Origin of the sequence: Arthrobacter liuii (genome assembly GCF_014639275.1) — a bacterium.
Taxonomy (GTDB): Bacteria; Actinomycetota; Actinomycetes; order Actinomycetales; family Micrococcaceae; genus Arthrobacter; species Arthrobacter liuii.
In genome coordinates, this window is record NZ_BMFW01000014.1 from 90,072 (window position 1) to 103,641 (window position 13,570).

Annotated in this window: 9 protein-coding genes; 5 read left to right on the forward strand and 4 right to left on the reverse strand. The window is 66.3% G+C overall.

Going from position 1 to position 13,570, the window contains the following annotated elements; translation table 11 throughout:
- Positions 1-4: 4 nt before the first annotated feature.
- The gene (gene nudC / locus IEW19_RS14375; RefSeq protein WP_188572293.1) at positions 5-1,027 is read right to left on the reverse strand and encodes an NAD(+) diphosphatase; all 1,023 of its coding nucleotides are present in this window, start codon (positions 1,025-1,027) and stop codon (positions 5-7) included.
- 144 nt (positions 1,028-1,171) lie between these two features.
- On the opposite strand from nudC, the gene IEW19_RS14380 reads away from it, so the two are divergent.
- A complete protein-coding gene (locus IEW19_RS14380; protein ID WP_188572294.1) occupies positions 1,172-2,443 on the forward strand; it encodes a macrolide 2'-phosphotransferase in 1,272 nt (423 codons plus the stop codon).
- 45 nt (positions 2,444-2,488) lie between these two features.
- Here IEW19_RS14380 and IEW19_RS14385 read toward each other — a convergent pair whose 3' ends face one another.
- The 3 genes from IEW19_RS14385 to IEW19_RS14395 are packed head-to-tail and all read right to left on the reverse strand — an operon-like array spanning position 2,489 to position 9,770.
- Complete coding sequence (locus IEW19_RS14385; protein WP_188572295.1) at positions 2,489-6,013, reverse strand: ATP-dependent helicase; 3,525 nt, start codon at positions 6,011-6,013, stop codon at positions 2,489-2,491.
- Positions 6,010-9,357: an ATP-dependent helicase gene (locus tag IEW19_RS14390; RefSeq protein WP_373283613.1), complete on the reverse strand. Its 3,348-nt coding sequence runs from the start codon at positions 9,355-9,357 to the stop codon at positions 6,010-6,012. Before IEW19_RS14390 ends, IEW19_RS14385 begins: the two co-directional genes overlap by 4 nt.
- The gene (locus tag IEW19_RS14395; RefSeq protein ID WP_188572296.1) at positions 9,354-9,770 is read right to left on the reverse strand and encodes an MGMT family protein; all 417 of its coding nucleotides are present in this window, start codon (positions 9,768-9,770) and stop codon (positions 9,354-9,356) included. Before IEW19_RS14395 ends, IEW19_RS14390 begins: the two co-directional genes overlap by 4 nt.
- 63 nt (positions 9,771-9,833) lie before the next feature.
- Here IEW19_RS14395 and IEW19_RS14400 point away from each other — a divergent pair, with 63 nt between their 5' ends.
- From IEW19_RS14400 to IEW19_RS14415, 4 genes are all read left to right on the forward strand, one after another.
- Complete coding sequence (locus IEW19_RS14400) at positions 9,834-10,544, forward strand: 3'-5' exonuclease (RefSeq protein ID WP_188572297.1); 711 nt, start codon at positions 9,834-9,836, stop codon at positions 10,542-10,544.
- Between the two features lie 327 nt (positions 10,545-10,871).
- On the forward strand, positions 10,872-11,822 hold the full coding sequence (locus IEW19_RS14405) for a substrate-binding periplasmic protein (RefSeq protein ID WP_188572298.1): 951 nt from the start codon (positions 10,872-10,874) through the stop codon (positions 11,820-11,822).
- 31 nt (positions 11,823-11,853) lie between these two features.
- Positions 11,854-12,618, forward strand: coding sequence for an amino acid ABC transporter permease (locus IEW19_RS14410; protein WP_188572299.1), 765 nt, complete (start codon positions 11,854-11,856; stop codon positions 12,616-12,618).
- Positions 12,615-13,352, forward strand: a complete 738-nt coding sequence (locus IEW19_RS14415) for an amino acid ABC transporter ATP-binding protein (RefSeq protein WP_188572300.1) — start codon at positions 12,615-12,617, stop codon at positions 13,350-13,352. The genes IEW19_RS14410 and IEW19_RS14415 overlap by 4 nt, the downstream gene beginning before the upstream one ends.
- Positions 13,353-13,570: the final 218 nt, after the last annotated feature.

The following is a 13,570-nucleotide window of genomic DNA, read 5'->3' on the forward strand; positions in this document are numbered from 1 at the left end:
TAACTTAGGCGCCGGGCCGGTCCTGGATCCGGCCGCCGTACCAGTGCTCAATCAGCGAGCGGGCAATGGACAGCCTGCTGGAAATGGTGATCTCCCCGCTGAGCACCGCTTCCTGGAGTTCCCCGCGGCTGAACCAGCGGGCCCTGGTGACCTCCACGCCGTCGGGCGTTGCCCGGGCGTCCTCGGTGACAGCGGTAAATCCAAGCATAAGGGAGGCGGGGAACGGCCACGACTGCGAGCCGAGATACTGGCAGGCGGTGACACGCACTCCAACCTCTTCCTGGATCTCGCGCACGACGGCCTCTTCCAGCGACTCCCCCGGTTCGACAAATCCCGCCAGGGTGGAGTAGTTGCGGGCGTCCACGGGGCCGCCGCCACCCAGGAGGAGCCGGCCGTCCGGGCCCACGACCGTGACGATGATTGCGGGGTCTGTACGGGGGTAGTGTTCAGAGTTGTCCGCCGGGCACCGGCGCACCCAGCCGCCGGCTTCGACGTCCGTTGGGGTGCCGCAGCGGGGGCAATGCGTGTGGGCGGCGTGCCAGTTGGCGATTGCACTGGCTTCCACGAACAAGGCTGTGGAGGTGGCAGTCAGGTCCGCCGCGATCTCCCGGAATCCAGCCCAGGAGGCGTCCGCGGGAAGGCCGGCCGTACCGGGTTCCGGAGGTGCAGGCAGGACGAAAAGCAGCAGTTCCGTGCCGGCAGGAAGGTCCGCGGCGGGCAGGGCGGATCCCAGGTACACCACGAGTTCCGGCGTGGATCCTGCTGCTTTCAGCTCTGCCAGGAGTTTCCTGGCTCCGACCAGGACCAGGTTGTTGCCCTGGACCAGCCCCTGGCGCTTTGACAGGACTGCGGCCAAGGCATCCGGCCCGGCGAGCAGCTCATCGATCATCCCGGCCCTCACGCGGGCAACAGATCCTCGGTCCACCAGTGCCGGCTTCACCGGGAGCAGGGTATCCACGAGATGGTCCGCCGGCAACCCTGCCTGCGCAGCCTGGTGGATGGGTAGTACGGACTCCGCTTGGCTCATGCCTCCACCGTACTGACTGCCGCCGACATTTCACATTTCCGAAAGGGTCCGGCCGCCGCGGGGGTGCCCCACGATTTGCAGCTATCTGAAGACTCGCCGCGGCCGGACCGCTTTGTGGGAGGCCGGGCAATCTACCGTGGAACGGTGAGAAGAAAACCGATTGAACTGGCGGCAATTGCAACCGCGGCAGTCCCCGGACTGACCCCGACGGCCGTTAGCTCTGCTCCGGACGACCCCGCGGACTTCGACTCGGCCCTGCTCCTCGATTCCGAAGGCAAGCGCTGGCGGGTCCGGTCGCCGCGGCACGCCGAGGCCAGCGCCCGGCTGGAAACGGAGTTCCTGGTGCTGCGCGCGTTTGCTCCCGCTGTGCGGGCGGAACTGCCGTTCCTGATGCCGACAGTGGCAGGCAGCGTCCGGCTGGGAACCCTGACCACGTTCGTTTACTCGCACCTGTCCGGCAGCACGCGCAGCGTCGAGGAGCTGACTTCCGGACCGGCCGGCGTGGCCCGCGAAATCGGTTCCGCATTGGCCGCAGTCCACGACCTGCCGCGGGCCCTGGTCAGCAACGCCGACCTGCCAAGCTACACACCCAATGAGTTCCGCCAACGGAGGCTGAACGAACTGGACCAGGCAGCGACTACAGGCAAGATTCCGGCCGCACTGCTGCGCCGCTGGGAACATGCCATGGAGGACGTGTCCCTCTGGCGGTTCAACCCCTGCGTGGTCCACGGCGACCTGCACGAGGACAACCTGTTGGTGGAGTCGGGGCGGGTGACGGCAGTGACCGGCTGGACGGACCTGCGGATCGGCGACCCCGCGGATGACTTTGCCTGGCTGGTGGCCTCCAATGAACAGGATTTCATTGATGCCGTACTGAAGGCCTACACGTCCAGCCGCCGGGACGCTCCCGACCAGCACCTGCTGCGCCGGGCCGCCCTGTCCGCAGAATTCGCACTGGCGCAGTACCTGGTCAAGGGCCTTGCGGCTGGTGACCGTGACATGGTCAGCGAGGCGGAGGGAATGCTGGAGAGCCTGGCCAGCGACATCGCCGAATACGGCGGCCAGCCGATCAGCGTTGAGCCCCTTCCGGCCAAGGGCAGCCCTGACGGACACGGAACGGCCGAACCCGCCACCGCTGGGCGTTCCGGGGCGGGCTCGGCCACCGGTGGCGGCAGTTCTGCTGTGACGCCCGCCGTCACGGTCATCCCGGTCCCCGTGCAGCCCGGCATACAGGCACAACCGTCAGTTGCTGCGCAGCCTGCAGTACCTGTACAACCCGCCGTGCACGTAGCCCCCATCCCGGTGGAGCCATCTGCCGCGGGGGCAGACCCCGCGGAGGTCCCGAAGGCCGAAGCCAAGGGGCCGGACGACACATCCACAGCCGCGATTTCGGTCATCAACGCCAAACAGGGCTGAGCCCGGACAGCACTGCCCTGTTCCGGTCCATCTGTTGGACCAAGCTCAAGACCGGCTAAGCGCGGCGGCAACGATGTCTTCGAGTTCTGCTGAAGAACCCAGGTCGTGTGGCCGCACCACGGCATTGTCGGCAACGTAGAAGAACGCTGCCCGCACGTCCTCCAGCGGGACATCCATAAGCCGCGCCCACGCTAGGCGATACACCGCCAGCTGGATCGAACGGGTCTTCAGTTGCGCGGCGTTCGGCCGGCGGCCCGTCTTCCAGTCCACCAGGTCCCAACGTCCGTCGACGTCCTGGAAGACGGCGTCCACCCGGCCGCGCACCACCACCTCGCCCACCCTGGTTTCCACCGGGACTTCGACGAAAGCCGGGGACCTGTCGGCCCAGGGTGAGGCCTTGAAAGTGGCCACCATCGCATCCAGGTCGTAGGCAGCATCGATATGGTCGTCCGAACCGGGGGCTTCGCCGAGGTCCAGCATGCCGGCTGTGCCGAAATATTCCTCCACCCAGGCGTGGAAGGCTGTGCCCTTCCGCGCCGACATTCCAGGTTCGCGCGGCACAGGCCGGCGTAGCCGGCCCACCACCGCCTCAGGGTCTTCTCCGAGGTCGACGAGCGTGGAGGCGGAGATATGGGTGGGCAGGTGCACGTCCTGGCCGCTGGACCTTCGTGTCCTGCGCTCCAGCAGCAGGGCGGCTTCGCGTGCCCAGCCTGCCGCGGGCCCCGTAAGGCCTTGCCGCGTGTCCGTCAGGCTGCTCCCCTGCCCTGAACTGCCTCCGAGCCCTGGCCCGTCGGCCGGAACCGGCTGGCACCCGCCGGCCTCCAGGATGCCGAGTACACGGCTGGCCGCCGCCTCCATGGCTGCCCTGCGCCCGCGTGCCAGTCGAAGACGCTCGCCGGTGCGCGGGTCCACCGGCCCTTCGAGCGGATCGTACGGCCAGCGTGCCTCTTCCGTTTCCAGTGTCAACGGGCTCTGGTGCGGAAGCGCAGCCTCCTCCGACGACAGCGGGTGGACCGTAGCATCCGCCCGCTGCGCGCCCTCAGCCGGTTGCGTCAGTGCTTCCAGTTCCGCAAGGAACGGAGACATCTCCGCGCGCCCGGCCCGTGACCCCACCCAGGCGGCACTGGACACCCACAGGACATGCTTGGCCCTCGTGTAGGCCACGTACGCCAGGCGCCGTTCCTCCGACTCGCCGTGGACCTGCACGCCGGCTTTGTAGTCCTTCTCGGCATCCAGCCACCCCTTCTGGTCCGGCTGGTCCAGGTCCCACTGCGGAAGGTCGGCCCGGTCCCCGCGCAGGGGCCACGGCAGGGCGGCAGCACCGCTGCTCCAGCGGGAGTCCCTGTCGCTGGGGAAAGCTCCGGCGTTCATTCCCGGGACAAACACGGCGTCCCATTCCAATCCCTTGGACGCATGGACCGTCAACAGCTGTACTGCCTCCCGGTTCACGTCGCTTGCAGGCGCTTCCAACCCGTTTTCCTCCGCCGACGCAGCCTCCAACCAGGACAGGAAAGCGAGAATGTCTACTCGCTGGGAGGTGCGGAGGAACCCGGCGGCCGCATCCTGGAAGGCATCAAGGTTGCGGCGCGCTTGGTGGATGCTGATCCCCGGGCGGGCTGCCACTTCGATGTCGAGCAGCATGGCCCTCTCCACCTCCCCCAGGAGCGTGGTGAGGTCGTCGCCCAGGTAGCCGCGCAGTTGCCGCAGTTCGACCGACAACCGGGCCAGCCGGCCGCGCGCCCCCGCACTAAGGACGCGGCCATTCGACGACGTCCACCCTTCGCGGGGCAGGAAATCCAGTGCCTCGACCAGGCTCGCACTGTCGGTCAGGTCACCCTCGAGAATGGGTGCATCTGCTTCGTCGCTGTCGCTGTCATCACCGTGGACATCAATCCCTTCTGCAGCCTTCCCCCGGCTCCTGGCCAGCTGGGCAGACCAGTCCCGCAATGCCATGAGATCAGCGGGACCTATCCGCCACCGGGCGCCTGCGAGCAGCCGCATGAGGGCATCGGACCGGCCGGGGTCTGCCAGGACGCGCAGGGTGGCCACCAGGTCGACGATCTCCGGTGTGTCCAGGAGCCCCCCAAGGCCCACGATTTCGTAGGGAATCCCGCGGGCCTCGAACTGCCGCCGGACAGCCTCCATTTGCGCGCGCCTGCGGCACAGGACGGCGAGGGCCGGTGGCTCGGCTGTGCCGTCAGGCCTCAACTCAAAGTCGGTCACCTGGTATCGCAGGACGTCGTCGGCCAGTGCGGCAGCTTCCTCCACGTCGCTGGCGAAGCGCCCCAGCACCACGCTCCCGTCCACGGCATGGGGGCTGGGCTGCAACGGGGGCACTTCGGAAGCGACTTTCCTGTCCCCTGCGGGGGCGCTGTGCCCCGCCGCCCGGCCAAGGGACTGCGACATGACATTGGCTGCTGCCAGGATCGACCGCCCATTTCGCCAGGCTGTAGTCAGGTAGGAAGTTGGAGCGGGCGCCCAGCCTCCTCCTTCCGGACCACCAGTCTGGACTGGAAACTCGCGAACGAAGTGGAACAACTGACCTGCCGAAGCGCCGCGGAAGCCATAGATTGACTGGTTGGGGTCACCAACGGCCGTCACCGCATGGCCGCCACCGAAAAGGCGGGAAAAAAGGACCAGCTGCGCATAGGACGTGTCCTGGAACTCGTCGAGCAGAACCACCTTGTACCGCTGGCGTTCCATTTGGCCCGCCAGCGGAACATCCTGGGCCACCTTGGCAGCAAGCGCCACCAAGTCGCCGAAATCCAGGGCACCGCGGGCACGTTTTGCTTCGGCATAACGGCCCACCATGTCAGCGACACTGGCCCGGGTCCGCAGCATGCCTGCGAGGTCCGCAGCCGCCTTGGGCGGGTTCCTGGGCTTGTCGGCCAGGTAAGGCAGGGACTCGAACCCGGCAAGGCGCGCCATGAGCCAGGCTTCGACATCCTCGGGTTCCTGAAGGTGCTCGGCGCACTCGCCCGCCAACTGGATGACGGCTTTCACCAAGGTGGATTTGGCGGCCCGGAAGTGTGCGTACTCACCGTCATAGGCCTCAACCACCTCGCTGGCCAGCTGCCAGGCCTGCGCACCGCCGAGCAGGACGACGTCCCGCTCCACGCCAAGCCGCAGCCCGTAATCGGAGACAATGCCGCTGGCGAACGAATGGTAGGTGGACACCTTGGGCTCCAGGGCGTCGCTGCTGAACAGGCCTTCAGGAAATAGCCCCTGCCCGTTGTCCTTCACGGCAAGACGCTGCAGGGCCAGTAGCTTGGACCGGATCCGGCTGGCAAGTTCACCGGCAGCCTTGCGGGTAAAGGTCACGCCCAAAACTTCCTCAGGGGTGACCCATCCGTTGGCCACAAGCCACACCACCCGGTCCGCCATGGTGGCGGTTTTCCCGGATCCTGCTCCCGCGATGACCAGCCGCGGCGCCAGCGGAGAAGAGATGATGGCCGATTGCTCGGGAGTGGGGGTATTTCCTTCGCCAAGCAGCCGAGACAGTTCTTCGGGGCTGAAGCGCGCGGCCGGGACGGCATCCGCGGCGGGCAGCACAGTCAGTGGCCCGCTCATTCGGTCACCTGCCGTCCACGCACGCAGAGCGGGCACACTTCGGGGAGCCTGCACCCGTGACCGCCGTGGCTGCCCTTGGCAGGATCGTGCCGTGCGATGAATTCGCTGCCGCCCATCACGGCGGCCGCGTCCTGCACCATGTCCAATGCCCAATTCTCCTGCGGGTCGATCGGTTCCTGCTGTTGAATGGCGGGATTTTTCGCCACAGTCCCGAGCTGCGCCAGCACAGCCCCGCCAGGCAGGCCGCTGCCACCGCCCGTTCCAGCGCCGAAGCCGCCGGCGAGCACTGCCGCCTGGTACGCGCCGAGCTGTGGATGGCGGGACAGCTCATCCTTGCCTGGCTGCCGCTTTCCGGTCTTGAGGTCGACAACCACCAGGCGGCCGTCGCCGTCGATCTCCAGCCGGTCCACCTGGCCGCGGAGTACCGCTTCCCGCGGCGGAGCTTCATCCACCGCCACAGTTCCGAGGGCCACTTCGAAGTCCTGCTCCACGCCCAGCAGGCTGCGGCCTTCGCTCCGCATGGAAAGCACATATTGCGCGAGCTTCCGCACCATGGCCTCGGCGCGCTGGAAGTCCAGCCTTCCCTCCCAGTTGTCCTTCATTCCCAGCGCCGGCCATCGCCGCACGAGTTCAGCGACATACTCGGATCCGGATGCGTCCGGCATATCCTGGGCGATCGCGTGCACCAGGGTGCCCAGGCTCCGCGCGAAGTCGGTGGCCGGTTCCCCGCCTGCTGCCTGGACGAACCAGTCCAGCGGCGACTTTTGCACTGTCTCCACCTTTGACGGGGAAACGGAAACCGTTCCCCCCGGCGGGACCACCGCCTCGACGGACGTCAGCGGGGCGAGTCCCCACCAGCTGTCCGGGTGCGCTCCGGCCACCGCGGGTTCCGCCGCGGCGAGATGCGCCAGGACCCTGGCGGCTTCCCCTGCAGGGGCTGTCCCCTCGAGCTGGACATGCTGCCGGAGCTCGGCGACCAGGGCGCGCAGCGTCATGGGCCGTTCCACCTGGGTGAAGGCCCTGCCCTCCTCCCCCGGTCCCAAAGGTGAAACGAAGTCCAGGAAGGACGACGGCTGGTCGTCCTCCGACGAGACTGCAGTGCACACCAGCAGTTCCCGAGCCCTTGATACCGCCGTAGAGAAGCTGCGCAGTTCGTCATAGCGGATGTCCCGCAACCGGCTCAGGGGGTCACGCTGGAGGGCATACTCCGGGCCATGCTCCACAGCGTCCGCATACAGCGTGCTGCCGAGCAGTTCACCGCGGAGCCGCGTGTTGGGCCACACTCCCTCCTGCAGCCCGGCAATGATCACGATGGGCCATTCCCGGCCTGCCGCACTGGCCGGTGTCATCAGCTCCACGGCATCATCGAGTTGGGCACGGGCGGCGAGCGTGTCCATGGGGAGTTCCTGGTTCAGGAGGTATTCCAGGAACTGTTCGGGGCCGGCGCCTGGCATCTGGTCCACGTAGCGTTCCGCCGTATGGAAGAGCGCCATCATGGCATCAAGGTCCCGGTCGGCCCGGGCTCCGTGGGGTCCGCCTGACAATGCCGTCGCTGTCCAGGCCGAAGATAGCCCCGTTGAGTTCCAGAGCGCCCACAACACCGACTCGGCATTGGCGCCGGGCAGTGCGGCAGCCTCCCGCCCCGCGTGAATCATCCGCGCCGTGCGTCGGGCGGAGCGGCCTTCGATGCCTAAAGCGCCCAGGGCACCGGGGTCAAGCAGCGCCTCGACCAGCAGTGCGTCGCTGGCGCGGCCGCCGCCGCCCAGGAGTTCCTCGCGCCTGAGCGATTGGCGGAGCCTGCGCAGCTCGATGGAGGTGGCACCCCCGATGCGCGATGTGAGGAGCGACACCGCAGCTTCGGGAGTTAGAAGCGCCGGATCCAAGACGATGGCAAAAGCGTCCAGGAGCGGACGCACAGCTACTTCGTCCCGGACCGCGGATTCGGCCACGGGCACCCGTACGGGGATGCCCTGCCCGGACAGGTAGCGCTGCAGCTCGCTGACTTGGCCGCCATTGCGAACGATAACCGCGATGTCCGCCAGATCCCGGCCGTGGTTGATGTGCTGGTCCAGGATTCGATGGGCAACATAGCGAAGCTCATGGACCGGAGTGGGGACCAGGTGGGCCTCGACGGCGCCCGGCGCACTTTCACGTACTGGCTGCCCGGGCCACGCAGGCTGCTCGAGGCGCCGTGCCAGTTGCCCGCCGGCACGCTGGGAAATGCGGCCGGCGACGTTCAGCCAGGCCCCTGCCACGGCGGGCGCCAGTCCATGGGAGTGCCACAGCGGCCGCTCAAGGACAGGCTCCTGGGCGGACAACAGCCGTGGCAGCTCAGCCACGAGATCGGGCCGGGCTCCCCGGAATCCCTGGACGACCGTATCCGCGGACGACGTGACATAGCAGTCCTTGCCGGCGGCGATATCTGCGAGCAGCTCGAAGATGGCGGGGTTGGCTTCCTGGATATCATCCACCAGGACAACCTGCAGCCGCGCGCGTTCCCCGGCGAGGAAATCCGGGGCGTCCTGGAAGATCTGGCGGGCGGCCGTGATGATCCCGGCAGGGTCAAAGGCCTCAGGCATCCGCAGGTCAAGCACGTCCCGGTATTCCGCATACAGCGCTGCCGCAGCTTTCCAGTCCGGGCGGTGGCAGTCGTCCGCCAGCTGCGCAAGGTCGTCGGCTGTCCGGCCGGATTCGATAATGCGGTCAAAGAGCTGCCGCACCTCCTGGCGGAAGCCGCGGGTTTCCAGGGCACCGTCAAGGTCAGCAGGCCACGGCAGTTCAAGCCCCGGGATCCTGTGGCCGTCGAGGAGTTCCTTGATGATGAGGTCCTGCTCCGGGCCTGAGAGCAGGCGCGGAGGCCGGGAGAGCGGGATGACGCCTTCGGCCTTTGCCCGCCGGATCAGGTCGAATGCGTACGAGGCCCATGTCCTGGCCGGAGTGGTGCTGAGGCTTCTGTCCAGCCGGGCGGTGAACCGGTCCCGCAGGAAATCCGCTGCAAGGCGGGTGGGTGCCAGGATCAGCATGTGTTCGGGGTCGACGCCGTCACGGAAGACCCTCTGGACAGCGGCCTCAACGAGGGCGGTGGTCTTTCCCGTGCCCGGCGCGCCCGGTACCAGGACAGGTCCCGAGCCCTGGGCGACGTCAACCGCTGCCTGCTGGTCCGGTGTGAGCCGGGGCACCTCCGCGTGCACCCGCCGCGGCGGCAGCAACCGGAGGGCCGGCACACGTGGAAGGGCACTGCCGCTGTCCGCGTTCCCCGCGCCGGGGAAATCCGGCGCCTGGCTTGTCCCCAGCTCTTGCCGGTGTGGGCCCCAGGGGCCGGTCAAAGGAATTGTTACGGTCACAAAATCATTCCATCATCAGGCACCGACAATCTGTGGAGCCGGCGCTCCAGTTCATCGGCAACCGCGTCAATGCTGTCAAAATCATTATCCGTTGGGGCCCAGCGCGCGGCAGTCAAATCGACCCGCCAACGGCCCTCCCCCGTGCGGAGGTACGAACCATAGGCACCTACGAGCGGGGTGCCTTCGTCAAGGTAATGGTGCAGTGCCTCGGCTTCGTGGCCTTCGGGGGCATGGCCGCTGGCTTTAAGGATGCGCCACCAGGGCACGCCGCCCCCATGGTGGCTCATGACGGAACCGACCTGGCGCGGTCCGCCTGCACCCAGGAGCTCCGCCACGTCCCCGTACGAGACTGCGGACCCTGCCGGCACCTGCCTCACGATGGCCAGGACCGCTTGGACGTACTCATTCCGCATTGATCCAATCTAGCCGCAGTGGCGTTCCCGGGAATTGTCGGTGGGTCCGCTTAGCGTTGAAGCATGAGTTTCTGGAACACCCTCCCCCGCGCAGCCTTTGACCTCGAAACCACCGGACGCAATTCGCGGGCGGCGCGAATCGTCACGGCGTCAATCACCGTGGTGGACCACGAGGGCGAGGTCATCAAGGAGCACGAGTGGCTGGCTGATCCGGGCGTGGAGATTCCCACGGAGGCAAGTGACGTCCATGGCATCACTACCGAACATGCCAGGCGTGACGGCAGGCCCGCACAAGAGGTCACGCGCGAGGTCGCAGCCGTCCTCCAGGAGCTCTTTGACTCCGGCACCCCCGTGATCGCCTTCAACGCGAGCTACGATTTTACGGTCCTCGCCGCCGAGTCGGCCCGCTACGGGATTCCCCAGCTCACCCGCTTCCCCGTCCTGGACCCCTACATCATGAACAAACAGGTGGACCGCTACCGGAAAGGCAAGCGCACACTCACGGCGCTCTGCGAAGAATACGGCGTGGTCCTGGACAACGCCCACACATCTGCAGCTGATGCCCTGGCGACGCTCAGGGTCCTGGATGCGATGGCGGGAAAATTTCCCAAGCTGATGATGCCGGCCAGCCAGCTGCACCAGTTGCAGGTGGACTGGGCAGTCAGCCAGGCGGCCGACTTCCAGGGGTACCTGAGAAAGACAAAGCCGGCCGCGGTAATCGAGGGAGACTGGCCGGTCCTGCCGCCGCAGGACGCCACAGCTGGGGGCTTCTAGCGTTCAGTACAGCTTGGGAGGCCTGCGAGGCATGTCACAGTCACGCGGGTACATAAAAGGAAGATCCGCCGCATCGTTATCGTTCGCCACGGCAGCGGATTCCTGCCAGATCTCCGGTGAAAAGTAAGACCTCCGAAGATAATTCGGATAGATACCGCGCCGCCCGCGCATTCGTCACCTAACCGCGGCCAAGCGCCGTAGTGAGACAATAAAGTTTTGCGGTCACCCGTGCCCCGCCCAGCTGGACCAGCGCCGGGACAGGTGCCAGGCGCCACAGCGCAGCCTCGCGGCCCGGTCGACTTATGACTCAATGAAAGTGACAACCTGATGAAAATCAAAGCGTTGAAGTGGCTCACCACCGCTCCCGTTGCCCTCGCCCTTGCGGTTTCCCTCGCGGCCTGCGGCGGCGGATCCTCCCAGCCCAGCGGCACCCCCACGGACGCTCTGAAGGGCAGCGACCAGCAGACGCTGGACAAGTACACCACCGCCAACGTCACGCCCATCGACAAGATCGACAAGAGCAAGCTCGGCCTCGTCACCGACGGCACGCTGCGCGTGGGGACGTTGTCAGACGCCCCGCCCAACATCTTCGTTGATTCGTCCGGCAAGTTCACCGGCTACGACAATGAGCTTCTGCGGGCGATGGCCGACAAGCTGGGGCTCAAGGTGGAATTTGCCTCCACCAAGTTCCAGGCGCTGCTCAGCCAGGTCAAGAACAAGCAGTTCGACGTCGGATCCTCCTCGATCTCCACCACGGACGCCCGCCGTGAAACTGTGGCATTCACCAACGGATACGACTTCGGTTACATGGCCCTGGTGACCAAAGAAGACGCCAAGGTCCAGACGTTCGCTGAGCTGAAGAGCGGCCTGCGCATCGGCGTCGTCAGCGGCAGCGTCCAGGAAGACTACGTTAAGAACACCCTGAACCTGGAGCCTGTTTCCTTCCCTGACTACAACACCGTTTTCGCCAGCCTGAAGAGTGGGCAGGTGGACGCGTGGGTGGCCCCGTCCCAGCAGGCCACCGGCCAGGTCAAGCCCGGTGACGGCACGAAAATCGCCGAGAAGAAGCTCAACACCCAGAACTTCACCGCCTACGCCGTTGCCAAGGACAACCCTGCCCTGCTCGAAGCGCTGAACTCTGCCCTTGATGCCATCGTTGCAGATGGCACCTGGACCAAGCTGACTGCCCAGTGGTACACGGACCGCCCCACCGCTGCCGAGCAGACCCCCGAGGGTTGGAAGCCGGGCAGCAAGGCCGTCAAGGTCCCCGCGAACTAGAACCGGCCCCCAGAAAAGATAGCGACGCCATATGGATTCCCTTTCACGACTCGGAGAGACCTTCCTTGACTGGAAGCAGATTGCCGAGGTTCTGCCAAGCATGTTCGCGGTGGGCCTGCCCAATACGCTGGTCCTGGCGATCACCTCGGGACTGATCGGGGCCTTTGTCGGCCTGATCCTGGCTCTCATGGGAATCTCACGAAATCCTGTGGCACGGTGGGCCGCCCGGGTGTACACCGACGTGTTTCGTGGACTCCCGGCGGTCCTCACCATCCTGGTCATCGGCCTTGGATTCGGACCAATCTTCCGCGAAGTGACGGGCAGCAACAGCCCCTACCCCATGGGCATTGCGGCGCTGTCACTCATGGCCGCCGCCTACACGGGCGAGATCTTCCGCTCCGGCATTCAGAGCGTGGACAAGGGGCAGCTTGAGGCATCGCGCGCCCTGGGATTCGGCTACGGTCCCTCAATGCGTCTCGTGGTGGTGCCCCAAGGTATCCGCAGGGTACTCCCAGCCCTCATGAACCAGTTCATCGCCCTGATCAAGGATTCCTCGTTGGTCTTCACCTTGGGCTTGCTGGCCACGGAACGTGAGCTGTTCCAGATCGGCCAGGACGCGGCTGCCCGCAGCGGGAACCTGTCCCCCTACGTGGCAGCAGCCATTTTCTACCTGGCCATGACCATTCCGCTCACGCACTTGGTCAACTACATCGACACCCGGCTGCGCACCGGCCGGCCCGAAAAGAGAGAACCGGACGAGGCCGCAGCGGTCGTAGGAAAGGGAGCCCAGGCATGAGCGAATTCGCATCCGGAACGCTGAGCGCCAAGAACATCCACCTTTCCTTCGGCAGCAACCACGTCCTCCGGGGCATTGACCTGCACGTTCCCCAGGGCACCACGGCGTCCGTGATCGGCCCCTCGGGTTCGGGCAAGTCCACCCTGCTGCGGGTCATGAACCGGCTGATCGAACCCGACCAGGGAGACATCCTGCTGGACGGCCGTTCGGTCCTCAAGGACAGCCCGGACGAACTCCGGCGCCGGATCGGCATGGTGTTCCAGCAGTTCAACCTGTTCCCGCACAAGACGGTCGAGGAGAACGTCTCGCTCGCCTTGCGGAAGCTGCGGAAGCTCTCCAAAGAGGAAGCGCGCAGCGAAGCACTGGAACAACTGGACCTGGTGGGCCTGAGGCACAAGGCCGATTCACGTCCGGCCAACCTCTCCGGCGGCCAGCAGCAGCGCGTGGCCATTGCCCGCGCGCTGGCCATGAAGCCCGAGGTCATGTTCTTCGACGAGGCCACCTCCGCACTGGACCCCGAGCTGGTCAAGGGCGTGCTGGCCCTGATGACGGACCTGGCCAAGGGAGGCATGACCATGGTGGTGGTGACCCACGAGATGGGCTTCTCCCGCAACGTGTCCGACGCCGTGACCTTCATGGACGCCGGGGTGGTGGTGGAGTCGGGGCCGCCCGAGCAGCTCTTCACTGAGCCGAGGACTGACCGGCTCAAGGGCTTCCTCTCGGACGTCCTCTAGCGCCCGAAGCACAAAAGGAATCCCGGCCTGCACCCTGCAGGCCGGGATTCCTTTTTTCTTCCGCGAGTTGGCACTTAACAGCAGTCCCACGCAGGCAAAGTCAACTAGTCAGTGCAACGCAGGGGTTTAGGCCGCTGTTTGCAGCAGCAGCTGGTTCAGCCGGTTGGCTGGGGTCTCGAGGTTCAGGGTGGGCCGGGGACGGCGGTTGAGTTTCGCGG